This is a genomic window from Erwinia persicina NBRC 102418, assembly GCF_001571305.1.
Lineage (GTDB): Bacteria > Pseudomonadota > Gammaproteobacteria > Enterobacterales > Enterobacteriaceae > Erwinia > Erwinia persicina.
Map to the genome: position 1 here is coordinate 196497 of NZ_BCTN01000002.1, position 24728 is coordinate 221224.

Annotated in this window: 15 protein-coding genes; 7 read left to right on the forward strand and 8 right to left on the reverse strand. The window is 57.7% G+C overall.

All coding sequences use genetic code 11. From position 1 onward, the window contains the following. Nucleotides 1-4: 4 nt before the first annotated feature. From EPE01S_RS03860 to EPE01S_RS03875, 4 genes are read right to left on the reverse strand one after another with little or no spacing between them, the layout of a single operon-like run. On the reverse strand, nt 5-646 hold the full coding sequence (locus EPE01S_RS03860; protein WP_157075990.1) for a hypothetical protein: 642 nt from the start codon (nt 644-646) through the stop codon (nt 5-7). Continuing rightward, entirely contained in the window at nt 633-2516 is a 1884-nt protein-coding gene (locus tag EPE01S_RS03865) for a hypothetical protein (protein WP_062743279.1), read from the reverse strand. The genes EPE01S_RS03860 and EPE01S_RS03865 overlap by 14 nt, the downstream gene beginning before the upstream one ends. After that, the gene (locus tag EPE01S_RS03870) at nt 2485-4572 is read right to left on the reverse strand and encodes a hypothetical protein (RefSeq protein WP_062743280.1); all 2088 of its coding nucleotides are present in this window, start codon (nt 4570-4572) and stop codon (nt 2485-2487) included. Before EPE01S_RS03870 ends, EPE01S_RS03865 begins: the two co-directional genes overlap by 32 nt. Before the next feature lie 53 nt (nt 4573-4625). After that, nucleotides 4626-5144, reverse strand: a complete 519-nt coding sequence (locus EPE01S_RS03875; protein WP_062743281.1) for a GNAT family N-acetyltransferase — start codon at nt 5142-5144, stop codon at nt 4626-4628. A 177-nt stretch (nt 5145-5321) separates the two neighbouring features. Here EPE01S_RS03875 and treZ point away from each other — a divergent pair, with 177 nt between their 5' ends. The 3 genes from treZ to glgX all read left to right on the forward strand — a co-directional run bounded on the left by treZ (nt 5322) and on the right by glgX (nt 11766). Beyond that, entirely contained in the window at nt 5322-7109 is a 1788-nt protein-coding gene (gene treZ / locus EPE01S_RS03880) for a malto-oligosyltrehalose trehalohydrolase (protein ID WP_062743282.1), read from the forward strand. Continuing rightward, nucleotides 7106-9622: a malto-oligosyltrehalose synthase gene (gene treY / locus EPE01S_RS03885; protein ID WP_072277397.1), complete on the forward strand. Its 2517-nt coding sequence runs from the start codon at nt 7106-7108 to the stop codon at nt 9620-9622. Before treZ ends, treY begins: the two co-directional genes overlap by 4 nt. 68 nt (nt 9623-9690) lie before the next feature. Continuing rightward, nucleotides 9691-11766: a glycogen debranching protein GlgX gene (glgX, locus tag EPE01S_RS03890; protein ID WP_062743283.1), complete on the forward strand. Its 2076-nt coding sequence runs from the start codon at nt 9691-9693 to the stop codon at nt 11764-11766. A gap of 30 nt (nt 11767-11796) precedes the next feature. On the opposite strand, the gene EPE01S_RS03895 is transcribed toward glgX, so the two are convergent. Then, the gene (locus tag EPE01S_RS03895; protein ID WP_062743284.1) at nt 11797-12006 is read right to left on the reverse strand and encodes a YMGG-like glycine zipper-containing protein; all 210 of its coding nucleotides are present in this window, start codon (nt 12004-12006) and stop codon (nt 11797-11799) included. A 379-nt stretch (nt 12007-12385) separates the two neighbouring features. Here EPE01S_RS03895 and EPE01S_RS03900 point away from each other — a divergent pair, with 379 nt between their 5' ends. From EPE01S_RS03900 to EPE01S_RS03910, 3 genes are all read left to right on the forward strand, one after another. Beyond that, complete coding sequence (locus EPE01S_RS03900) at nt 12386-14278, forward strand: beta-glucoside-specific PTS transporter subunit IIABC (RefSeq protein ID WP_062743285.1); 1893 nt, start codon at nt 12386-12388, stop codon at nt 14276-14278. 252 nt (nt 14279-14530) lie between these two features. Next, on the forward strand, nt 14531-16717 hold the full coding sequence (gene fhuE / locus EPE01S_RS03905; protein ID WP_084344143.1) for a ferric-rhodotorulic acid/ferric-coprogen receptor FhuE: 2187 nt from the start codon (nt 14531-14533) through the stop codon (nt 16715-16717). A gap of 211 nt (nt 16718-16928) precedes the next feature. Next, nucleotides 16929-18185: an SfnB family sulfur acquisition oxidoreductase gene (locus EPE01S_RS03910; protein WP_373279662.1), complete on the forward strand. Its 1257-nt coding sequence runs from the start codon at nt 16929-16931 to the stop codon at nt 18183-18185. Between the two features lie 34 nt (nt 18186-18219). Here the strand turns inward: EPE01S_RS03910 and EPE01S_RS03915 are convergent, their stop codons facing one another. Then, a complete protein-coding gene (locus EPE01S_RS03915) occupies nt 18220-19125 on the reverse strand; it encodes an alpha/beta fold hydrolase (protein ID WP_062743286.1) in 906 nt (301 codons plus the stop codon). A gap of 198 nt (nt 19126-19323) precedes the next feature. Here EPE01S_RS03915 and lplA point away from each other — a divergent pair, with 198 nt between their 5' ends. Further along, a complete protein-coding gene (gene lplA, locus EPE01S_RS03920) occupies nt 19324-20340 on the forward strand; it encodes a lipoate--protein ligase (RefSeq protein ID WP_062743287.1) in 1017 nt (338 codons plus the stop codon). Between the two features lie 58 nt (nt 20341-20398). Here lplA and uca read toward each other — a convergent pair whose 3' ends face one another. Together uca and EPE01S_RS03930 are read right to left on the reverse strand one after the other, a co-directional pair. Continuing rightward, a complete protein-coding gene (uca, locus tag EPE01S_RS03925; RefSeq protein WP_062743288.1) occupies nt 20399-23995 on the reverse strand; it encodes an urea carboxylase in 3597 nt (1198 codons plus the stop codon). Between the two features lie 89 nt (nt 23996-24084). Then, on the reverse strand, nt 24085-24720 hold the full coding sequence (locus EPE01S_RS03930; protein ID WP_062743289.1) for an urea amidolyase associated protein UAAP2: 636 nt from the start codon (nt 24718-24720) through the stop codon (nt 24085-24087). Nucleotides 24721-24728 lie beyond the last annotated feature (8 nt).

Consider the following 24728-nt stretch of genomic DNA (forward strand, 5'->3'; position numbering starts at 1 on the left):
TCAATTAAATCAGCCTTAACCCCGCCAGCACCGCAATCCCTACGCTTATTATTGCCAGCCCCCAGTAGTGCAGCCGGTGGGTTTTACGGGTACTGGCCGTGACGTACTGTTGCAGCGCGTTCAGTTGCTCATTCAGAACCTGATGTTGCCGGGTTGTCGTGGCGTGATAGTCGCTTTGCCGGTCGACGAAACTGGCCACCTTCTGCCCCAGTTGTCCGATCTCTTCCAGGCTCCGGTTTAACAACCCAACCTGAATCTGGTGTTTCTCATCATTCCGTCGCCAGGAGTCTGTCAGTTGTCGGAGCAGGTTGACATGTAATACGCTGACATCCCCATGACTCTCTTTCAGCGAACGGATCAGTTCATGTTGGTGTTTACGATATGCGTCCTGGAAATCATGCAGTTCCTGCTGATAAGTTTCCAGGTTTTCCTTAACGGTGCCGAACTCTGATTCAATACTGCGGTTAGCTTTACCAATAGTCTTATTCAGGTTAAACAGGGCATCACCGGTTATCGTCTCATAATCCTCTTTTTGCTTATCCAGTTCCTGTCTCAGCGTCACGAGAAAAAGCGCCTGGACTAAATCATCAAGCAGCCGCTCTTCGTTGGCGGTCTCAGATGCTACACTCGGGTTATTCAACGTCACGGGTCTCCTCATCCAGGGATTTTACAAACTCGAAATCATTCCTCAGTGCCTTATACATCAATAGCCAGGCCAGACGTTCGCTATGAGTGATCTGTGGCTTCATCATGTGGTGCTTAATTTCGCTTGCACGATGTTGTTTAGCCTCAAGAATAACCTCACGAAATTTTTTACTATCGCTGTAGTGGGTTTTAAACCGTGCTATCTGTTCCTCATGATGCTGCGTAAGGACCGATTTCTGACATTCCGCAGTGATTTTTTTCCTCTCCAGGATGCTTAAAATCAGTGCTATTCTGCGGGACTGCCGAAGATAACGACGCTGTTGCCGCAGTAACGCATCAACGTTCCGCTTAATTTTCTCTGCCTGCAGGCCAGCTGCTCTCTGGTTCAGGGTTTCGGACGTCGTCCGGCAGGCTGAATGCATCGACGCTTTATCTTTCATGAAATTGTCAGAGCGAAAATATTTCTTGAAAAGATAACTATCAAGATGATTTTCAACGCCATTTATTCGATTAAATGGCGGCGGTGAAGTCACAGGTATTGCATTTTCAGCGCACCAGTCGCGCCATACGGAGATGCAATGGAGTTTGTAATCAGTGATAGCGTCTTTCAGGTATTTCGTGGTTTCTGTCAGAGGTTGGGACGGCAGTCGTCGGCCGATTTCTGTGTGAAAATCATACTCACGTCCCACTGCACTTTGGTCCTGCATTGCGGTCAACTGCTGCTGTAAACGCTCCAGATCATATTTATTTTTCTTCTCCCGTTTCTGATATTTTTTTATTGGGTTTACAAGGTATGCCAGCGCGTTATCAATCCGTGATTTCTCTGCAATATAGGCCTCATTCTCCGCAGTTATCCGCTGTTGGATCATCTGCGGCAAAGCATAGCCGGTACGCAGTCGTGAAAGTGGGTGAGAGGATTGTTGCAGCGACGTCTGGAGATCCGCCAGTATTTCCTGACGTAAGCGCAGACACTGTTGGGCATAGTCATCCTTTTCCGTGATGATGGCCTGCCAGGAATGTCCGCATTCAACAGGATAAATCAGCTGACTGATGCTATCCGGCAGCGCCAGTTCCAGCGTGTTGATCTGCCCAAGCAGGTATTGTTGCAGCGCCACTTTCCCGGGCTTAGTGTTTTTTAAGCGGTGGCAAAGCGTGGCATCGGAATAGCTCCGGGTGAGAATGATTCTGTAACGGTGGGGTTGCCAGTGCCAGTCATTAAGTAGTGCATTGCCCAGTTCTTCCGGTTTCAAAAAATAGAGCGCATCGACCCGTCCTGTCAGCAACACCACATCCGCAGAGGAAAGATAACGGCTGGCAAGATCGTTAACGTATTCCTGCTCATTTTTACTGGTCGAATGGGTACCAGGCAGATCGCGAATCAACAGCCGGTGATTAATCTGGTTTTCAAGATTAAAAAAATAGCGCGGTATAAACACGTCAATGCTGTCAAAAACACTGCAGCCCTGCTCAACCTTCTGACGCAAACGGGTAAATTCTGCCCTGGCTTGTTCATTGCCAAGTGGTTGTTTGCCCTCTCTGATATGGCTGAAATACCAGCTATCGTCTTCCGCAATGCGGTAGCGGTACGAACGCGCAGTAGACATCGTTCCAAGAAGTTGATCACCGCGAAGCAAGCTATTGAGCAGATTAAAATGTTCATCACGCACACCCAGCAGGGTGAGAATAAAGGAAGTTTTGCCCACCTGAGCGGGGCCGTAAACAATCACCGATACCTGATGCGAAGCGTTTTCGTCCGTCTGGATAAGCCTTCCTGCATCAACCCGCTGCAGAATGGCGCTGTAACTTTGTTCAGCCCAGCGATAGCGTTCGCGGCACAGATCAGGCCAGGATTTGTCGGACGTTAGCTTCATATAATTTAGCTTCTTTCTGTACGGCAGCCAGTTTTTTGATAGCAAGCGTGATAGTGCTTCTGTGACTCAGAGAGTCCTCAACACCGTAAATCCGCTTGATATTGCCCTCAATATGCTGGCGCAGATCGGCCATCGTCTCCAGATAATGTGTGACAATGGATTGTTCATTAAAGAAAGCCAGTTCATTCATCAGCCGGTCAATATAATAAAACTGAGCCTTATCACTTTCGCGAATAATCCCAGTCAACTGATAGAGACCATAAGCAAGGCTGGCCACCAGCGCGGCCTTGCCCACCAGCGCCAGCGGTGTAAAGGCACCGCCAGGGTTTTCGGCCGTCGGTTCACCCGGCGTTCCGTCTGACAAATCAGCACCAATAAAGGCCATCATCGCGGTTTTTATCGGATGATAGTTTTCACTGCTGGAAAAAAGCGTGTCTAAAAAGACCTGCGGTAATATTTCGTCAGCGAGTTGGGTGGTACAGGTCGGGTCCTGACGCATGACGATGGCGGCACGGCTGTACTCCAGCGTTAAAGCGGGTAACACGTGCATGACGGCCTGGAGCTCCGTCGGGTCTGAGGGGAGTTGCCCTCGGGGAACTTTGTGAAGTAATACGCTTATCCCCTGCGCCAGTTCCTGATTGACCACTTCTGGTGCTTGCTCTTGCACTTGATAGCCCATCTTATCTGCAAGCGTAATGGCTTTAACCGGCGTTTGCTCAATCTCTGGCAGCAGGCCAGCTCGTGACAGGATAGGATGGTTTAACGCGGTTAAGGCGCTGAAGTTTCTGCTATTAATATCCTGCTCATCAAAAGTCTGGTTCCAGGCCTGAATGACGCGCTGGCGGCGCTCTTCATCAACATCGATCCCGCGCAGGGCGAAACGACGTCCGAGGATCTTCGCATTATTTATGAAGCCCACTTCTTCTTTTTTATAGTGCTCTTTACAGCTGGCCACTGCTTTAATCAGATGCTCATGGGTCTGGCTTTTAATGGCCTTGCGTAATTTATTCTCATAAGCCGTCACCGACTTATCAAACTCGCTAAGGATATCGTCGATAATGCCATCGTGATCCTCTTGGTTACTGCACAGCAAGTGCAGATCATCAATGATCTCAGCGACATCACTTTTTATCAGGTGCATAAAACGGTCGATCGCGACAGCCTCAGAGGCATAACTACTGGCCAGATTATCGATTACAGTTTCGCGTAAGTCACTGATCCAGCGATCGCGATTGCCCGCCCCCGTTGCCACCACATTATTGCGCACAGCGCCAGAGACCGATGAAAAACGTGCCCTCGCGCTGGCTTTGAGCTGATCAATGTCCTCGTCGGTCAGCGCTTCCGTTTTCGATATCACAATCACCGGTGAATGATGATTGAAGTTTTCCCGCAGATCATCGAGTACGGTGGTTTTACCGTCATTCGCCAGCAGCGTCTGATCGGTGACAAATAATACACCGCGCGCATTGACCAGCACATGGCGCATCATCTCCTGCCACTGATGATTACGGCTGGTGATCAGCTCATAGCCAGGCAGCAAGGCCCAGGTGACGTTTTCATTAATAAATGACTGCTGCTGACTGATACGAAGTTTGGGATAAAGTAATTTCAGATGGGCTTTTTCAAAACGTTGTACGCTGCTCCAGTCGCGCAGCACGCTTTTCAACTCCTCTGCGGAAGCGGGCAGGTCTTCAACCTTTCCGCTATCGCGATTAAGGCAGACGAAAACTATTTCTGGTTCACCTGCAGCCATCTCTGCACACTGTTCTATAAACAGTGGAACCTGCTCGCCACGACCGGGATTCCCCGCAAGCCAGCGATCGTCAATATTCAGGATCTCTTTTGCCAGGGTGGTTTTACCCGCTCCCTGCGTTCCGGCGATAGCATAGATGTTGCTTTCCTGAAGCAAGGTAGTCAGTTCGACCTGGCGCAGAACATCAATGATTTTATCTGTATTTTGATGGCCATTCTGGCCTTCTGCGTGCTTTAAGGAGAGGTGAAGTGCGGATAAAAGAGCGGAGCGAAGATTTTCCAGCGTGTGAATATTCATCGACATATGAACACCATCCTTATGATGAGCTTTGGCAAATTCCTGGGCATTGATCTCTTTTAAGTTATCGGCCCGGACCGCGTTTCCTTTACGCTTTTCTCCTCACCCTTGTCTGACATCAGCATTTTCCGCATCCGGTAGTTAATAAACGGCTGACCGCGCACTCCGACCTGCTGTGCCTCAATCATCCGGAAGCCCTGCCGGCTGAAAAACGGTCTGGCGGTGATACTGGCCTCAGTGAAAATGGCCGGTAGCGCCCTGTCGGCCACCGCCTGCTCCAGCCGTTGCAGCAGCGCGGTCGCCACGCCGCAGCGCTGATGCCCGGGATGGGTAAATAACATATCCAGATGCCCGTCAAATTCCACGTTGCCAAAACCGGCAATCTCGTTATGGCGAACCGCCAGCCAGCAGCAGCTTTGCTGAAATCGCTTCTCCCAGCTTATCCGGTCTACCTGTGACCAGGCCGCTATCTGTGCAGGACGGTAATTCTGTGACGCGATCTGTCGGACGGACGCCTGAAACAGCGTAATCACGGCATCGAGGTCACTCACCTGGAATGCTCTGATAGTGATGCTCATCTTCCCCCTCATTTCCTTCTGGCCTGCGGGTCGTAATATCCTGGTCTATGATTGTAATGCCCTGACCGCTATCCATATCCTGAAGACACCTTTACCCGACTGATATCTTACCCCCTTTGCCGGGGTGCCGTCCTGATGTCAGCGATTTTTGCGTACTGGACTAAACGAGGAGACCGAATGGAAACCCGATCATTCCCGAAAAGTTGGGGTGCCGAATTTGTGGCTGCCGACACCGTGCGTTTTCGTCTCTGGGCCTCTGGCCAGAGCGAAGTCACCCTGCGACTTTCCGCGAAAGACATTGAGATGACGCCAACCGGCAACGGCTGGTTTGAAGTTGAGGTCGCTGGCGTCAAGCCCGGCGAGGAGTATCAGTACGTGCTTGCCGACGGCAAGACGGTTGCAGACCCCGCCTCCCGCGCGCAGCGTGATGATGTCGGCGGGCCGTCGCTGGTTATCGACCCTGCCCGCTATGCCTGGCAGAATACCGGCTGGGCAGGCCGTGCCTGGGAAGAAACGGTGGTATACGAGCTGCATATCGGCACCTTTACGCCGCAGGGGACGTTCCGTGCCGCTATCGATAAACTGCCGCACCTCGCCGGACTGGGTATCACCATGATCGAGGTCTTACCCCTCGCCCAGTTTGGTGGCCGTCGCGGCTGGGGCTATGACGGCGTGCTGCTGTATGCCCCTCATGCCGCGTACGGTTCGCCGGAGGACTTTAAAGCCTTTGTCGACGCCGCGCACGGCTACGGTATCTCGGTGGTGCTGGACATTGTCCTGAACCATTTTGGCCCTGAGGGCAATTATCTGCCCCTGCTTTCTCCCGACTTTTTCCATCCGGAGCGGACAACGCCCTGGGGAGCCGCGATTGCCTGGGATGTGGATGCAGTGCGCCGCTACATCGTTGAGGCGCCGCTGTACTGGCTACAGGAATACAATCTGGACGGGCTGCGCTTCGATGCCATTGACCAGATTGAGGACAGCCAGCAGCCGCACGTGCTGATCGAGATCGCGCAACGCATCCGGGCAGAGATACCGCAGCGCCCGATACATCTCACCACCGAAGATTGTCGTAACGTGATCTTCCTGCACCCCCGCGATGCCGACGGCAGTGCCCCGCTGTTTACCGGCGAGTGGAACGACGACTTTCATAATGCGGTACACGTGTTCGCCACCGGTGAGACACATGCCTATTATCAGGACTTCGCTGATCAGCCCGAAAAAGGCGTGGCCCGGGCGCTGACGGAAGGCTTTATCTATCAGGGCCAGGTGTCTCCGCAGTCCGGCGAGGCGCGTGGCGTGGACAGCCGGGGGCAGCCGCCGGTGACCTTTGTCGATTTTATCCAGAACCACGATCAGGTCGGCAACCGGGCGCTGGGAGAAAGGCTGATCTCCCTGGCCGGGGCCGACCGCAGCAAAGTGATGCTCGCCATGCTGCTGCTGTCCCCGCACATTCCGCTGCTGTTTATGGGGGAAGAGTACGGTGAGACCCATCCTTTCCTGTTCTTCACCGACTTCCACGGCGACCTGGCCCGGGCGGTACGCGAAGGCCGGGCCAGGGAGTTTGCCGGCCACGCCGGGCATGAAGGTGAAAGCGTGCCCGACCCGAATGCGGAGCAAACCTTTATTGCCTCCAGGCTCGACTGGCACAAACCGGAAACCCCGGAAGGTCAGGCGTGGATGGCACTGACCCGCCAGCTGCTGACGCTGCGTCAGCAGTATATTGTGCCGCTGCTGGCCCGCGCGGACGGCCATAGCGGAAACGTGGTGAAAACGGCACCCGGCTTCCTCGCCGTCAGCTGGACGTTCCCGCAGGGGACGCTGTCGATGGCGGTGAATATCGCTGCCACTCCGCAGCCGCTGCCCGATTTGCCCGGCGAGACGATCTTTGCCTGGCCGGATCGGGGCGGGGATCTGCCGCCGCATTCCATTCTTGTTCGCCTTCTACCGGGAGATGCAACGTGACTATACCTGTCGCCACTTACCGTATTCAGTTTCGCAACGGCATGACCTTTGACCGGGCGGCGGCCCTGGTGCCGTACCTGCAGCAGTTGGGTATCTCGCATCTGTATGCCTCGCCAATCTTTACCGCCACCCACGGTTCCACGCACGGTTACGATGTGACCGACGCCAACGAGATTGAGCCGTCCATCGGCGGCCGGGCGGGCTTCGACCGCATGGTCAGCGCGCTGAAACAGGCGGGGATTGGCCTGATCCTCGATATTGTGCCCAACCACATGGCCGCCTCGCTGGAAAATGCCTGGTGGCATGACGTGGTTGAACACGGCGAAAAAAGCCGTTATGCCCGGCATTTTGATATCGACTGGTCGCGCCGTCTGACGCTGCCTTTCCTCGGTGATGATTTTGAAACCGTGCTGGACAACGGGGATATTGCGGTTAAAGCCGACCCGGTGACGGGCAGGCCCGCCCTCGCCTGCTATGACGCCTTTTACCCGCTAACGCCTGACAGCTGGCAGGGCCGCGAGGCGGACGTGCTGGCCATCACCGATAAAGCAGACATCATCGCGCTGCACCAGCAGCAGCCGTGGCGGCTGATGTGCTGGCGGGACGCCGCACAGGATCTCTCCTACCGGCGCTTCTTTGAAATCACCGGTCTGGTGGGGGTTCGCGTGGAAGACGAAGGGGTCTTCGAAGATACCCACCGTCTGATCCTTGAGCTGGTGCATTCCGGCGCGGTTGACGGCCTGCGGGTGGATCATGTCGACGGGCTGGCCGATCCACAGGGCTATCTTGACCGTCTGCGTCAGCAGGCCGGAGCGGACTGTTATATCACCGTGGAAAAAATCCTCGGCGAGGATGAACACCTGCCTGACGACTGGCCGGTCTCGGGCACCACGGGCTATGAATTTATGGCCGCGCTCTCCGATGCGCTGGTTGACGGCAGTCAGCTGGCTAACCTGCGTAAAATCTATAATGAGGTGGTCGATCGCCCGGTGAATATGACCGCCGAGCTGCGCGCTGCCAAGCTGCTGATGGCCGATAAGAACTTCGCCGGAGAGTTCTCCACCCTGCTCTCTCTCGCCGTCGATCTGGCCGGGACTGAACGCGCCACGCCAGATGAAAATGCCCTGCGTCAGGCGCTGCGCGAACTGCTGGTTGCCTTTCCGGTGTACCGGACTTACGGTACGGCCAGCGGCATGCCGGACGCCGATCGTCAAAGGCTGCACACCGTGGCCAGCAGAGTCAAAAGCAGCTCCAGCGCGCCCGATCCTGCGGCGCTGGATTTTCTTCTGCGTATCCTGACCGGCGAAGTCTCTGACGCATCCCGCCAGCAGGCCACAACGTTCCGTACCCGCTTCCAGCAGCTGACAGGGCCGCTGATGGCAAAATCCGTCGAAGATACGCTGTTCTTCCGGCAGCACATGTCGCTGGCGCTGAATGAAGTGGGTGCTGAACCGCTGCCGCGTTTGTTCTCTCCGGCGCGTTTTCACCGGGAAATGGCCACACGTCTGGATCGCCAGCCGGATGCGCTCTCCGGCACCACGACCCATGATACTAAGCGCGGAGAGGATGCCCGTGCGCGGCTGTATACGCTGTCGGAAGCGCCGGAACACTGGGCGGCCTGCGTAACGCGCTGGCGCGAGATGAATCAGGAAAAAGTGGCCCATCTGGATGATGGCCCGGCACCCCGCCCCGCCGTCGAGTGGATGCTCTATCAGGCGCTGGCCGGCGTCTGGCCCGCCACGCTGCAACCGGGGGACACGGCGGGTCTGGCCGCGCTGGAAGAACGCTTTCTCACCTACGTGCAGAAGGCGCTGCGGGAGGCCAAACAGCGCACCAACTGGACCGCCGTGAACGACGATTATGAGAATGCGGTGCTCGACTATGCCGCTCACCTGCTCGCGCCGTCAAATCAGGCTTTTCTGCGTGACTTTACCGCCGCGCTTCAGCCATTTATTCGCGCCGGGCTGATCAACAGCCTGACCCAGACCGTGGTCAAGCTGACCGCGCCGGGCGTACCGGATATCTACCAGGGCAGTGAGACGCTGGACTTCAGCCTGATCGACCCCGATAACCGTCGTGAACCTGACTTTGCCGCGCTGCAACAGATGCTGGCAGAGCACCGGATCCCGCCCGATACCTCTGCGCCGCGCTGGCTGAACGGTCAGCTTAACCAGCATGTGATCGCCAGCCTGCTGCGTTTACGTCAGGCCCGCCCTCAGCTGTTTCGACGGGGAAATTACCTGCCGCTGCACGCGGAAGGCCAGGGCGAAGAGCACATCATCGCCTTTGCCCGCTGTGACAGCGCGGACGCGCTGATCGTGGTCGCTCCCCGTCTGATGCTCAGTCTCAGCGGGAAGCCGGCGACCGCTGGCGATGGCACAATCGCGCTGGATGCGCCTCTCGCCCGGCGTCGTTACCGTAATATTCTTAACGGGGAAGTCACTTTCCTGACGGACCACCTCAGCCTGCCGCCGGACAGTCAGGGCGTACCGCTGATACTGGCCAGTGAATAATGATTTTGAACCATGGACGTCATGCCTTACCGCTGGCGAATCATTCTGCAACAGGATAAAAGAACACCATGTCAGATAATCAACCTTTTGCAATAGAACCGGGACTAAGCCACCAGCTGGGGGCCAACTTTGATGGTGAAGGGGTGAACTTTGCCCTGTTCACCGCGCACGCCGAGCGCGTGGAGCTGTGCCTGTACGATGAGAGCGGTACGCAGGAAATTGCCAGACTGACGCTGCCTGAGTACACCCATGAGGTGTGGCATGGCTATGTACCAGGCCTGCGGCCGGGGGCGCTGTACGGCTACCGGGTTTATGGCCCGTACGATCCGGAAAACGGACACCGGTTTAACCCGAACAAGCTGCTGATTGATCCCTATGCGCGCGAGCTGTCGGGCGACATCGAGTGGAACGAAGCCCACTTTGCCTATGACCTGTACGATGATGATAAAGATCTGACCTTTGATACGCGTGACAGCGCGCCGTTTACGCCCAAATGCCGCGTTATCGACCCGGATGAATTTCACTGGCATGATGAAAACCGCCCTGTCATCCCCTGGTCACACACGGTGATTTATGAAACCCACCTGAAAGGGTTTACCCAGATGAATACGGCGGTGCCGGAGGCGCTGCGCGGTACCTATGAAGGCATGGGGCATCCGGCGTCCGTGGAGTATATAAAGAGCCTCGGCGTTACTTCGGTCGAACTGTTGCCCGTTCACTGGTTCCCGGACGATCAGCACCTGCTGGACAAAGGGTTGAAAAATTTCTGGGGGTACAACACCCTGGCCTTCTTCTCACCCGCGTCGCGCTATTTCGGCCCCAACGGTATTCAGGGGTTCCGTGATATGGTGCGCGCCTTCCACGATGCCGGGATCGAGGTGATCCTTGATGTGGTTTACAACCACACCGCTGAGGGTAATGAGCTGGGTCCTACGCTCTCTTTTAAGGGCATCGATAACTTCTCTTATTACCGCACCCTGCCCGATCAGCACCGTTACTATATTAACGACACCGGCACCGGTAATACCGTCAACACCTCCCACCCGCGCGTACTGCAGATGGTGATGGACTCCCTGCGTTACTGGGCGCAATCGATGCATATCGATGGTTTTCGCTTCGACCTGGGTACCATTCTCGGCCGTGAACCGGGCGGCTTCGATCCGCGCGGCGGCTTTTTTGACGCCATCATGCAGGATCCGGTGCTGTCCAAACTGAAACTGATCGGAGAACCCTGGGATATTGGTCCGGGCGGCTATCAGGTGGGCGCTTTCCCGCCGGGCTGGGCCGAGTGGAACGACAAGTATCGTGATACGGTGCGGGAATACTGGAAGGGAGACAACGTGTCGACCGAATTTGCCGCGCGCCTGCTGGGGTCGGGCGATCTGTACGATCAGCGCGGCCGGCGGCCCTGGGAGAGCGTGAACTTTATTACCGCACATGACGGCTTTACGCTGAATGATCTGGTCTCTTACAACGAAAAGCATAACGATGCCAACGCTGAGGACAATAACGACGGGCATAATGATAACCGGTCATATAACTATGGCGCGGAAGGCCCTACGGAGGATGAAGGCATTAATGCGGTGCGTGAACGTCAGAAACGTAATTTTCTCGCCACCCTGCTATTCTCTCACGGTACACCAATGCTGCTGGCCGGGGATGAGTTTGGCCGCAGCCAGGTCGGCAATAACAATGGTTACTGTCAGGATAACGGAATCTCGTGGATCCACTGGGACGCGGTGCCGGAAAGTGGTGAAGCGCTGCGCGAGTTTACCCGACAGGTGATTGCGCTGCGCGCTGCACAACCGCTGCTGCGCCGTGAAAGCTGGCGTGATGATATGGAGATCAAGTGGTTCAACGCAGGCGGTGGTTTTCAGCAGCCAGAGCAGTGGGATGAAGGGTCAACGCTCGGGGTCTATATTGGCCGGGCGGATCTGGCCGACCAGGAAGGGATATGGCATGACGTGCTGATGCTGTTTAACCCGTATGAGGGCAATGTGCCCTTCCTGATCCCACAGTTTGGTGAAGGTGGCTGGGTGCTGGAACTCAGCACCTCAGACCGGGCTAAGCCCGGTAAAATCATCACCAAAGAGAAGAACGTCGAACTGGAAGGGCGCAGCATTGCCCTGTACCGCAGGCCATAACGCGTCAGTCGTTTCAATGCACAGGTCAGCTTAGCGGCTGACCTGATGCCCGATCACCCCGCCGATAGCCGCCCCACCCAGGGTACCCCAGGTACTGCCCCCGGTCAGAACAGCCCCGCCCACTGCGCCCACACCCGCACCGATGGCCGTATTTCTGCCACGGTGAGACATGCCACAGGCCGTGACCGAAAGCGTAATCAGTAATACCATGGCTATTGTACCGCTGCGTTTTAAAAGCATCAAAAACCTCGCCACCATCATAGTGATGGAATGCAAAAAAGTGAGTCTTATTGGTTTTTTACCCTTCCCCGGGTAACAACGGGCGTCCTTCGCAGCAGAATATAATCGTTGCCCCGCACATCCGGCAGGTAAATATTCTTATAAAATAGCGCTATTTTTTCAGGCCGCACCGTTCTGCTTTACGTGACGTCACAGCGCTGATGTTCACCAGCCCTGCCAGACGCAACAAAATGAAGCGTGTTTCACCTGGCTATCTTCGCTGTGAAACAGCTCACGCTCTGATATGAAACCGGTTGCAGAAATGGATCGCACTGATAGCATGAAATCGGTTTCACCCTCTGTTACATCTCTCTCTACCCATATAAAAAGGTCGAAATAAATGGCAGTTATCAGGGATTACAATAAGTTAGCAACTGATATACTTCACGAGGTCGGTGGCGAAAATAATATTAATACCTTCTCACGCTGCGCCACCCGCCTGCGGCTGGTGTTAAATGAAACACCGGATGGCGCGAAAGAAAAAGTACAGCGTCTGCCCGGCGTTATCGCCGTAGTGGAGAGCGGTGGCCAGTTTCAGGTGGTCATCGGTACGCACGTGGCCGACGTCTTTAATGCCCTCTCTTCCCTGATTGGCGAGCAGCACGGCGGCGGGCAGGCGAAACAGAAAACGCGCTGGCTGGATGCCGTGATTGGCACCATGTCGGCGGTCTTTGCCCCGATTGTTTATATTCTGGCGGCAGCGGGGATCCTGCAGGGAATATTAATCGTCATCGCCCTGATTGATGCGGATATTAAAACCACCGGCACCTTTGCCATCTTCAACTTTATGTCATGGACGCCCTTCGCTTTCCTGCCGGTATTTATCGCCATTACCGCCGCACGACACTTTAAATGCAATCCGTTTATTGCCGTGCTCTGCTGCTGTGCCCTGATCAACCCTGAGTGGACCGCGATGGCAGGCCGCATCGCCGGGGGAGAAACCATCAGCTTCCTGTTTATTCCGCTGGCAAAAACGGTCTATACCTCCTCGGTGCTGCCACCGCTGTTCCTCGTCTGGGCGCTGTCATGGCTTGAAAAGCGCGTTGAACGACGGCTGCCCGAGGTAGTCAGCGCGCTGTTTACGCCGCTGATTTGCTTTGTGATCATCGTACCGCTCACGCTTATCGTCATTGGCCCCATCACCACCTGGGCGGCGATGGGCGTGGCCAGCGGTTATAACGCGCTGTTCGCCTTTGCCCCGGCCGTGGCCGCCGCCGTGATTGGTGGGGTATGGCAGATCATTGTCATTTTTGGTGTTCACTGGGGGATCACCCCGGTGATTATGGCCAACTTCGATACCCAGGGTTATGACTCTTTCCAGGCCTATCAGACCATTGCGGTGATCGGACAGATGGCTGCGGTGTTCGGGGTCTTCCTGAAAACGCGCAACAAAGCGCTCAAGGCGACCTCGCTGTCGGCAGGCGTGACCGCGATTTTCGGTATTACTGAACCGGCAATATACGGAGTGACGCTGCGCTTTAAAAAGCCCTTTATCTGTGGCTGTATTGGCGGGGCGATCGGCGCGGTCGTCGCCAGCCTGTTTGGCTCACTTTACTATGCCTACGCCGCCCTGCCGGGCCTGTTCACCCTGGTCAATGCCATCAGCCCGGATGCGCCCATGTCGTTTATCGGTGAACTGGCAGGCAGTGCGACGGCCATTATCCTGACCATTGTGATGGTACAGTTTGTGGGCTTCGACGATCCGGTGGCTGAAGAGACACTGGCCGAAACGACGACGTCCCCGGCTCCGGCTCCGGCCGCCGCCGTTCCGGCCCAGGCCCGCAGCCTGGAGCTGATGAGCCCGCTGCCGGGTACGGTAATGTCACTGGAAAGCGTTGCCGACGAAACGTTCGCAGGCAAACTGCTGGGCGACGGCATCGCCATTCGTCCCAGTGAAGGCCAGGTGGTGGCACCGTGCGACGCCGTGGTCGCCACGCTGATCGACTCTCACCATGCAATTGGCTTACTCTGCGATAACGGCGCTGAGCTGCTGATCCACGTCGGGCTGAATACCGTTGCGCTGGAGGGCAGGCACTTCCGCCCGCTGGTGAAAGAAGGCGACAGAGTGACTGCCGGCACGCCGCTGCTGGCCTTCGACAGGGCTGAAATTGAAGCGGAGGGCTACGATCTGACCACGCCCGTCCTGGTGGTGAACAGCGATGAATTCCGGCTAAAAAAACACCAGTCGCAGGGCGAAATAGAACCGCTGATGCCGCTGATGAGCCTTTCCTGATGACCTCACGGCAGAGCGCACCCGCTCTGCCGTTTCCTGCCCCCTGCCGGACGCGTCGCGCACGCTTTCTGCTCATCCCCCTTTATTTTCTCTCACCCTCAGATTTACCATGATCGCGTAAAAGAAAATGCTTATGATAATGATTACCATTGAACTTTAGCTGAGCCACCCTGTCACTCCGCGCTTCTCGCCGCCGGAGGACATGATAAAAACGGCCATGCTGCATACCCACCTTATTGAAGGGATTTTTTTATGCCTCTCCGCTCCAGGCTTTCTTCGCCCCGTGAAAGCCGTGCCCCGCTGCGCGCTCCGGGTCGCCAGACAGCCCTGTCCGTTTCACTGCTGGCGCTGACGATCCACGCCCTGCTTACCCCGGCTCAGGCCCGCGAGACTCCGCTGTCAGAGGACCTGGTGGTCGATGCTGCCGTGGACGACACGGCAACGGAGAATCAGCAGGACTATGCGGTGCAGACCACCCGGGCAGGGACAAAAATGCTGCTCACGCCGCGCGACGTGCCACAGTCATTAAGCGTCGTCACTGAGCAGCGGATGCTGGACCAGAATCTGCAAACCGTGGGCGAGGTGCTGGATAACGCTACCGGGATCGCCTCGCAACTGGTGGACAGCGAACGTTCCAGCTATTTCTCACGCGGTTTCCAGATCACCAACTACACCTTTGATGATATCCCGACGTCGGCGGCAGATAACTGGAACTACGGTGATGCCGGGGAAGACACCGCCATCTATGACCGCATCGAAGTCGTGCGCGGCGCCACCGGCCTGATGAGCGGTGCGGGCAGCCCTTCGGCATCGGTCAATATGGTACGCAAACATGCCAACAGCAAGACGGTGACCGGCAATCTCAGCGCCAGCTATGGCCGCTGGAATACCCAGCGGTACGTGGCCGACCTCTCTGCCCCGCTGAACGAAGCAGGCACCGTACGTGGCCGCGTTATCGCGGGTTACCAGGATCAGGACGGCTGGCTGGATCGCTACCATAAAAGCAAAAAGTTCCTCTACGGCGTGCTGGATGCCGATGTGACCGACAACACCACGGTGTCGCTCGGCTACGACTATCAGGAGAGCAACACCGGCAACCCGACCTGGGGCGGATTGCCGACCTGGTACAGCAACGGTTCGCGCACCTATTACAACCGCAACCTCAATCCATCGGCCGACTGGACGCGTTACAGCCTCGATTCGCGTAAGGTTTTTGCCAACGTCAAACATGACTTTGATAACGGCTGGACCTTCCGCGTCAATGCCACGCATGCTGAGCAGACTTTTGCTGACAAGCTGCTCTATGTGATGGAGTTCCCCGATGCGGTGACCGGCACCGGAGTCAGCGGCTATGGCAGTCTGGATCGCGGTAAGCGCACGCAGGAATCCATTGATACCTATGCCAGCGGTCCGTTTGAACTGCTGGGGCGTCATCATGAGTTGATGGCCGGCGTCAGCTACAGCCGCCAGCATAACCAGACCTATAGCGTGGACGGTGCGCTGGATTATGCGCAGATGGGCAGTTTTGATAACAACTGGAACGGCAAGGTTCAGGAGCCGGAATGGGGTGACTGGTATCTGAATGCCGATGACGTGATCCGCCAGAAATCGGCCTACACCGCCGCCCGCTTCTCGCTGGCCGACCCGCTGTCGCTGATCCTCGGCGCGCGTTATACCCAGTGGAGCACCGTTGGCAGCAGTGGCAACATGAACAAAAATAACATCACGCCATACGGCGGCCTGGTGTACGACATTGATGATACCTGGTCCGCTTACGCCAGCTACACCTCTGTCTTCCAGCCGCAGACCTACCGTGGCACTGATGGAGCCTATCTGTCGCCAGTGACCGGAAAAAACTATGAAACCGGCCTGAAGTCTGACTGGTTTGATGGGCGTCTGACCGCCACCTTTGCGGTATTCCGTATTGAGCAGGAGAACGTGGGTCAGGAACTCAGCGGCACCTTTGTGAATGGTTCCAGCGAGCAGGCGTATGTTGCGGCTAAAGGCGCGGTGAGTAAAGGCGCGGAGTTTGAGCTGAACGGTGCCGTCACCGACAACCTGCAAATGACCTTCGGGGCAACGCGCTATGTGGCGCGAGATACCTCCGGCCGCTTCAACAGCAATATGCCGCAGACCTCATTTAAACTCTTCTCCCGCTACCGTTTACCCATGTTGCAGGACCTGACCCTCGGCGGCGGCGTAAACTGGCAGAACCGCACCTTCCAGGACGCCACCGGCCCTGATGGTGAAGTTCAGCGCGTTTACCAGGGCAGCTATCCACTGGCCAGCCTGTTTGCCCGCTATGAGGTCACGAAACAGCTGGCGGTGCAGGCGAACGTCGATAACCTCTTTGACCGCTCTTATTACTCATGGGGCAGCGATTATGTGGTTTACGGCGAACCGCGTAGCTACTCGGTCAACCTGTCGTACGCGTTTTGATAAAAAAGCCCCGGCACGATGCCGGGGCTGATCATGCAGACAGCGCGATGACTGCTGTAATCCCTTTTCTCGTTTACCAGGCCGCGCCTTATCAGCGTGGTAACAATCGATGCGCTGAATCCTTATAACCGACGTGAACACAGTGTGACAGGATGGTGTTATCCGCGCCAATGCGCCCTGTCACCGTCATTAAGGAGTGCCTGTGTCTGCTATCGAATCCCTGGCTGAAGCCACTGAATTTTATGTTAACTCCCCGGAACACTTCGCTCCGCTGCCGCGACCGTCACAACCTGCGCATATCATTACCAGTGATGCTGAAGCGATTGCTGTCGCGGAACGGCTGGCGCAACAGTTTGCACCGGGCGCTGCCCGCCGCGACCGTGACGGTATTTTACCGGTGGCCGAGCTGGACGCGTTCTCCCAAAGCGGCCTGTGGGGCATCAATATCCCACGGGAATACGGTGGCGCAGGTGTTTCCTATGCCACGGTCGCGAAGGTGATTGCCATTATCTCCGCTGCGGACTCGGCGCTGGGGCAGATCCCGCAAAACCATCTGGCGGGGGTGGCTCATCTGCTGGAGGACGGTACGGAAAGCCAGAAGCAGACGCTGCTGGCCGGCGTCTTGTCCGGATTACGCTGGGGCAACGCCTTCTCAGAAAAAGGCACCGCCACGGTGGCCGATTTCAAAACAACGGTGCGCCAGCATAACGGTGAACTGGTAGTGAATGGCGAGAAGTTCTACGCCACGGGCGCGTTGCTGGCGCATCTGGTGCATACCGTGGCAATAGATGAAGAAGGTCGCGCCAATCTGGTGGTGCTGGATCGCGATGCAGCGGGCCTGACAGTGATCAACAACTGGTCGAGCTTCGGCCAGCGTACTACTGCGTCCGGCACCGTGCTGCTGGACAATGTTCATGCACCGCAGGAACGACTGATTCCCGTCTGGCAGGCATTTGAACGCCCTACTGCCGCTGGCCCGATTTCACAAATTATTCAGGCGGCGGTGGATACCGGCATCGCACGCGGCACGCTGGCCGATACGCTGGCCTTTGTGCGCGAGAAATCACGCCCGTGGATCGACAGCGGCCAGGAACGCGCCAGCGATGATCCCTTTACCATTGCTGCCATCGGCGACCTGCAAATCCGTCTGCATGCCGCCGAAGCGCTGCTGTGGCGCGCCGGAGAGCTGATCGATGTTGCTATCACCACACCCAGTGAAGAAACGGTGGCCGCCGCTACCGTCGCCACAGCCGAAGCCAAAGTGCTGTCCACCGAGATCGCCATTCTTGCAGGTAACAAGCTGTTTGAACTGGCCGGCACCCGCTCCACGCTGGCGGAATATCAGCTTGATCGCCACTGGCGCAATGCCCGCACGCACACGCTGCACGATCCAGTGCGCTGGAAGTATTTCCATGTCGGGAACTACTATCTGAACGGCGTTAACCCACCGCGCCATGCGTGGAATTAATACAGAAAAAAGCCCGCATCAGCGGGCTTGATGATCAGACGGCGCGTTTCTGACGCAGGGCATTAAGATGTTGCTGTATCCCCTCCTCAAGACAAAACACGCAATTCAGATGTGAGCAGTCTTCCAGTATCTGGAAGCGCAGATGAGTGTTGCCATGCTGTTTAGCAAATACCGCCATCGCCTGCGCACTGAACAGCTCATCGTCGCCAGCGGCAAACCACGAGGTGGACAACGGTAGCGCCGCCAGCTGTTTTGCCGGATGACGAGGGGTCAGCGCATTCGCCATATTAACACTGTAGTGCTGCACGAAATCCAGCGCGGTAGCCTTCACTTTATCCGGGAAATTCAGCCGCACCGCCGGGTAGTTGCCCAGCAGCCAGCCACCACTTAACGCGTTGATGATAAAAGGCCACTGGCTTACCCTGGCAAAGGGCGCTGAGGTCGTGCGCTGACGTACTTCCGGGGCAAAAGGACCCAGTTCCGGGGCCAGAAAAATCAGGCTGTCAGTTTTTTGTTGCGGAAGGTGCCGCGTAAAATAGTTAATCAGCATACCCGCCCCGCTGGAGTGCCCAAGCAAATGCATCGCGGTATGTGGAAAAAGGGTTCGCATCCAGCTCACCAGCGTATCGACATCACGCCAGACCGAGGCAACGTTCGCCAACTGGCCTTTCGCCCCTGTCGATCCGCCGTGGCCGCGAATATCCACCAGACAAACTGCGATGCTTTCATCCTGTGTTATCTGCCGGGCAAGAATGTCATAGCCAGCATCCAGATGAACGCCGCCACCATGATAAACAATGATCAGATCATTTGGCGTCTTTAATGACTGATAAAGGCGGTAGTGCAATCCCTCTCTGTTAGTCGTGGTAATCTGCGCAGGGCGCGGTAGCACCGCGTCAAAGTGCGACGCCTGTTCAGTGAAACGGTCAAAGTTAATCACATCAATCCTTCCCTGAGAATAGGGGCTGAGGGCAGCAAAATCTCGTTCGCCATCGTCCGGTCAGCATGACGACAGGTATGCGCCGTTCACCCTGCCAGAGCCGCCCTGCTGGCAGGCGATTAAACTCACCGGCGTGTGGATGTTTCGCGCACGGATGGTATTATCCCTGCGCCGCTAAAAAGTTCAATGGAGTCAAGCATGTCCACACTGCGTTTACTGGTATCTGATTCGTACGACCCCTGGTTCAATCTGGCGGTAGAGGAGTGCATTTTCCGCCAGATGCCTGCGACCCAGCGGGTCTTATTCCTGTGGCGTAACGCAGAAACCGTGGTGATTGGCCGTTCGCAGAATCCGTGGAAAGAGTGCAATACCCGGCGCATGGAAGAAGATGGCATCCGTCTGGCGCGACGCAGCAGCGGCGGTGGCGCAGTGTTTCATGACCTCGGTAATGTCTGCTTTACTTTTATGGCCGGGAAGCCGGAATACAATAAGAGCGTCTCCACCGGCATTATTCTGCGGGCCCTCGCCTCGCTGGGCGTACCGGCCGAAGCCTCCGGGCGCAACGATCTGGTGGTCAGCACCGCCGACGGGGTGCGTAAAATTTCCGGTTCCGCCTATCATGAAACCCACGATCGCGGTTTCCACCACGGCACCATCCTGCTTGATGCCGATCTCTCCCGCCTGGCCGATTACCTCAACCCGGATGTGAAGAAACTGCAGGCCAAAGGCATTACCTCCGTGCGCTCGCGCGTGGCGAATCTGGAAGAGCTGGTGCCGGGGATTACCTTTGAAGCGATATGCAGCGCGGTGACGGCGGCCTTCTTCGACCATTTTGGCGAAGCATGCCAGCCCGAGCATATCTCCCCGACGTCCCTGCCCGACCTGCCCGGCTTCGAGGCGCAGTTCGCCAAACAGAGCAGCTGGCAGTGGAATTTCGGCCAGGCCCCGCAGTTTCAGCATCTGCTGGATCACCGCTTCAGCTGGGGCGGTGTGGAGATCCACGTTGACGTGGAGCGCGGTAAAATCAGCCGCTGCCAGATTTTCAGCGACAGTTTGAACCTGACACCGTTAGAACAGCTGGCAGAGCAGCTGCCCGGCACCGGGTATCGGCCGGAGGCGCTGGCAACCCGGGTGGCACGGCTGAGGGAGGCGTTCCCTGAGCAGGCGGTGGAGCTGACGGAGCTGGAGTTGTGGCTGGCAGAAAGTATCCGCTAGCCGGGGCGGATGAAACGGGCCGGCCGGAAAAACAGGCCGCCCCGTGCGCCCGCCGTGATTACACCGCCATCACCACCACACACTGTCCGGCACGGACCGTCGACCCGGGCTCTACCCTGACTTCCTCGATCACACCATCGCACGGCGCCAGCAGCGGTATCTCCATTTTCATCGCTTCAATAATCACCAGCACATCCCCTTTCGTGACACTGTCACCAACACGGCCTTTCACCTGCCACAGATTGCCGGCGATCGCGCTTTCCACCGCCAGCAGCCCGGCGGCTAACGGGGCGTCCTCGCTCAACCCGGCGGCGGCCTCCTGACTGTCAAAATGCGCCTGGCCGCTGGCGATCCAGCGTTCACGTTCGGCGTTGAACGCCGCGCGCTGATGCTGACGGAAATCGCTGATGCCTGTCGCTTCTGCCGTCAGAAACTGCTGGTAGTCTGACAGGGCCAGTTCGGTCTGCTCAATGCGTAACGGATAGCGCCCCAGCGGGAAATCGCGGCGAATGCGCAGCAGCTCCTCTGCGGAAACCGGGTAAAACCGGATCTGGTCGAAGAAGCGCAGCAGCCACGGCTTGCCGCCGAAGTCGGCCACCTCACGGTAGCGGTTCCACATCTGCAGCGTGCGTCCGACAAACTGGTAGCCTCCCGGCCCTTCCATCCCGTACACGCACAGATACGCCCCACCAATCCCTACCGAGTTTTCCGCCGTCCAGGTGCGTGCCGGGTTATATTTGGTGGTCACCAGCCGGTGGCGCGGGTCAAGGGGAGTGGCGACCGGCGCGCCAAGATAGACATCCCCCAGCCCCATCACCAGATAGCTGGCGGCAAACACCGTGTCGAAGACCGCGTCGATATCCGGCAGATCGTTAATGCGGCGGATAAACTCCAGATTACTCGGGCACCATGGGGCATCCCGGCGCACCGTGGTCATATATTTATCAATCGCCTGCTGGCAGGCGGGATCGTCCCACGACAGCGGCAGCCAGACGACCCGTGACGGTACGCGCAGATCCTGCAGACCGGTTACCTTCTGCCACAGCCCGTCGATAATGCCGAGCAGTTCCTCCTGCGGCAGACGATCGGGTTGATAGTGGATTTGCAGTGACCGGATACCCGGCGTCAGGTCAATAACAGCCGGATGATTCAGGGCTTCCAGCGCCTGCATCAGCGCGTGGCCGCGAAAGCGCAGCACCAGATCCAGCTCCGGCGCGCCGATTTCCAGCAGCAGGTGGGTATCGCCGGACAGGCGTGCCACCAGGCGAGCGTCCTTTTCCCCCCGATCCAGCACCACCGGCGAGGTCAGCGCCGCCGGCTGCCACGCGGGTTCTGACGGAATAAGATCGGCCAGCTCCGCCTGACGCCCGGCGTAAAGCTGCCGGGCAGTGGCGATATCGACCGGCACAAAGCGCAGCCGGTCGCCAGCCTTAAGCTGGCCAATCTGCCACAGGTCGGCTTCGATCACCGTCACCGGGCAGACAAACCCGCCGAGGCTCGGGCCGTCCGGGCCGAGGATCACCGGCATGTCGCCGGTAAAGTCCACCGCGCCCACCGCATAGGGATTGTCATGAATATTGGACGGATGCAGCCCGGCCTCGCCGCCGCTGTCGCGGACCCACTCGGGTTTCGGGCCGATCAGGCGCACCCCGGTGCGGCTCGAGTTAAAGTGAACCTCCCAGTCGGTCGCAAAAAAGGTACTGATGTAATCCGCAGTGAAATACTCCGGTGACGCGTGGGGGCCGTAGATCACCCGTAATATCCGGCATGCCGGCAAATGTGGCACCAGCGCCGGTGGCAGCGTAACGCCAGCACCGGAGTCAGTCAGGGTAGTGAGGTGCAGGATGTCCCCGGTGCGCAGTGCCCGCCCCGCATGGCCGCCAAACTGACCCAGGGTAAAGGTGCTTTTACTGCCGAGGTAGTCCGGTACCACAATTCCACCGCGCAGGCAGAGATAGCTGCGCACCCCGGCGTCTTCCATACTACCCAGCGTTAAGGTTACGCCCGCCGGAATGGCGAACGTGCAGTTCATCGGCAGGGTTTTCCCCTCGAGCATCAGCGTCACCGGCGCGCCGCAGACCACCGCCACGCTGGCGGTATTGAAGCGCAGCGTCGGGCCAGTCAGCGTGATCTCCAGCGCGGCGGCGTCGGGGGGGTTATTCAGCAGGCGGTTGCCAAAGCGCAGCGCCCGGTCATCCATCGGGCCGGACGGCGGCACGCCCACGGCCCAGTAGCCGAGACGACCGGGATAATCCTGTACCGTTGTCTGCGTCCCGGCACTCAGCACCTCGACCGTGGTAGCCTGGTAGCTTAACCCGTCAAGGAAACGCGTCCAGGGTTCGCCACGGGCAAAAGGCGCTGAGTGGAGGATCTGCCGCAGATACTGACGATTGACCTCCACCCCGTACAGCCGCGTTTCACTGAGTGCGTCATCCAGCGCGGCCATCGCCAGCTCACGGGTAGCGCAGCAGGTGATGATTTTCGCCAGCAGGGGGTCGAAGAACGGCGGGATTTCGCAGCCGGACTCTACCCAGGTATCGATGCGCAGCCGTCTGCCGTCGGCGGGCGGAAAACTGACGTCGGTCAGCAGTCCCGGTGAGGGCTGGAACTGGCGACCGGGATCTTCGGCATAGACCCGGGCCTGAATGGCATGACCCTGAGGTGACAACGTCACTTCCAGCGCCGCCAGCGGTGGCAGTTCCCCCGCGGCCAGGGCAATCATCCAGCGTACCAGATCCACGCCCCACACCTGTTCCGTGACGCCGTGCTCCACCTGCAGGCGGGTATTCACCTCCAGGAACCAGAACTGCTCTGCGGCCGCGTCGTAAACGAACTCTACCGTTCCGGCGCTGCGGTAGCGGACGGCTTTGCCCAGCGTGATGGCGGCGGCACAGAGGGCCTCCGCCATGCCATCGGGCAGGTTCGGGGCGGGGGTTTCTTCCATCACCTTCTGATTGCGCCGCTGCACCGAGCAGTCGCGTACGCCCAGGGCTATCACCTCGCCCTGCCCGTCGCCAAAAATCTGCACTTCAAGATGGCGGGCGCGCGCAATGTATTTTTCAATAAATACCCCAGCATCGCTGAAGTTGTTCTGGCCCAGACGCTTTACCGCGTCAAAGGCCTGCAGCAGGCTGTCGTCATCATGGCAGACGCGCATACCGATGCCGCCGCCGCCGGCGGTACTTTTCAGCATCACCGGATACCCCACCACGCGGGCCGCTGCCAGCGCAGCATCCACGTCATCCAGCAGGTCCGTCCCTTCCAGCAGCGGCACCTGCTGCTGTTTCGCCAGCGCCCGGGCGGTATGCTTCAGGCCAAACAGGCGCAGCTGTTCGGCCGTCGGGCCGATAAAGGCGATGCCCGCCGCTTCACAGGCGTCGGCAAACGCTGCGTTTTCCGAAAGAAAACCGTACCCCGGATGGATGGCCTCTGCGCCACTCTCCCGCGCGGCGGCGATAATCTTTTCCACGTCCAGATAGGTCTGCGCCGCCGGGCCTTCTCCCAGACTGATGGCGCTGCCGGCCTCGCGGATGTGCAGGCTGCTGGCATCCGATTCGGAAAATACGGCAATCCCCGTCACATCCATCTCACGCAGGGTACGTAAAATACGGCACGCAATTGCGCCACGGTTAGCAATCAGCAGTTTTTTGAACATCAGGAAGACTCACACCAGGGCGGGCCGTCCCGCCAGAATCATGGCCGCCTGAGGTCGTCCTCAGGGGATAACAGCGTTTAATCAGCCGATCAGTTCCACACCAGCACTTCGGCAGCGGTCGGGTTCCAGCCGTTGCAGGGATTATTGAGCTGAGGACAGTTGGAGATCAGCACAATGACATCGCATTCAGCTCGCAGCTCGACGTACTTACCGGCGGCGGAAATACCGTCTTCGAAAGTCAGCCCCCCCTCCGGCGTTACCGGTACGTTCATAAAGAAGTTGATGTTGGCGGTAATATCCCGCTTATTCAGCCGCCCGTCGTGCAGGCAGGCGCAGAGAAAATTGTCGCGGCAGCTGTGCATATGCCGGGTCCCGGCGTGGTAACGCACGGTGTTGCTTTCCTGAGAACAGGCACCGCCAAGCGTGTCGTGACGGCCACAGGTATCGGCAACAAGGGTCAGCAGCGGGTTGCCCAGATTGGAATAGAGCACGCTGCCGGTCGTCAGGTAGGCATTGTTCTGGCGGCGCAGGGTACGCTGGGCGTCATAGCGCTCACGCGGGCTGGCCGCGCTGTAGAACAGCGTATCCACCGCCTGGTTACCCTCCAGATCGTGCAGCCGGACGGTCTGGCCTTTTTTCACCTCAAACAGAAAAGGTTCTCCTGCCGGGATGGTGTGGCGATATACCGCCTCAGCGGGCTGTTTTTCACTGGCCGTTAATGTCATCGGGGGGC

Bases quoted from the DNA above. Each gene is read 5' to 3' on its own strand.
- EPE01S_RS03865 (WP_062743279.1), bottom strand. From the start codon at position 2,516: ATGAAGCTAACGTCCGACAAATCCTGGCCTGATCTGTGCCGCGAACGC.
- EPE01S_RS03870 (WP_062743280.1), bottom strand. From the start codon at position 4,572: ATGTCGATGAATATTCACACGCTGGAAAATCTTCGCTCCGCTCTTTTA.
- EPE01S_RS03875 (WP_062743281.1), bottom strand. From the start codon at position 5,144: ATGAGCATCACTATCAGAGCATTCCAGGTGAGTGACCTCGATGCCGTG.
- treZ (WP_062743282.1), top strand. From the start codon at position 5,322: ATGGAAACCCGATCATTCCCGAAAAGTTGGGGTGCCGAATTTGTGGCT.
- glgX (WP_062743283.1), top strand. From the start codon at position 9,691: ATGTCAGATAATCAACCTTTTGCAATAGAACCGGGACTAAGCCACCAG.
- EPE01S_RS03895 (WP_062743284.1), bottom strand. From the start codon at position 12,006: ATGCTTTTAAAACGCAGCGGTACAATAGCCATGGTATTACTGATTACG.
- EPE01S_RS03900 (WP_062743285.1), top strand. From the start codon at position 12,386: ATGGCAGTTATCAGGGATTACAATAAGTTAGCAACTGATATACTTCAC.
- fhuE (WP_084344143.1), top strand. From the start codon at position 14,531: ATGCCTCTCCGCTCCAGGCTTTCTTCGCCCCGTGAAAGCCGTGCCCCG.
- lplA (WP_062743287.1), top strand. From the start codon at position 19,324: ATGTCCACACTGCGTTTACTGGTATCTGATTCGTACGACCCCTGGTTC.
- uca (WP_062743288.1), bottom strand. From the start codon at position 23,995: ATGTTCAAAAAACTGCTGATTGCTAACCGTGGCGCAATTGCGTGCCGT.
- EPE01S_RS03930 (WP_062743289.1), bottom strand. From the start codon at position 24,720: ATGACATTAACGGCCAGTGAAAAACAGCCCGCTGAGGCGGTATATCGC.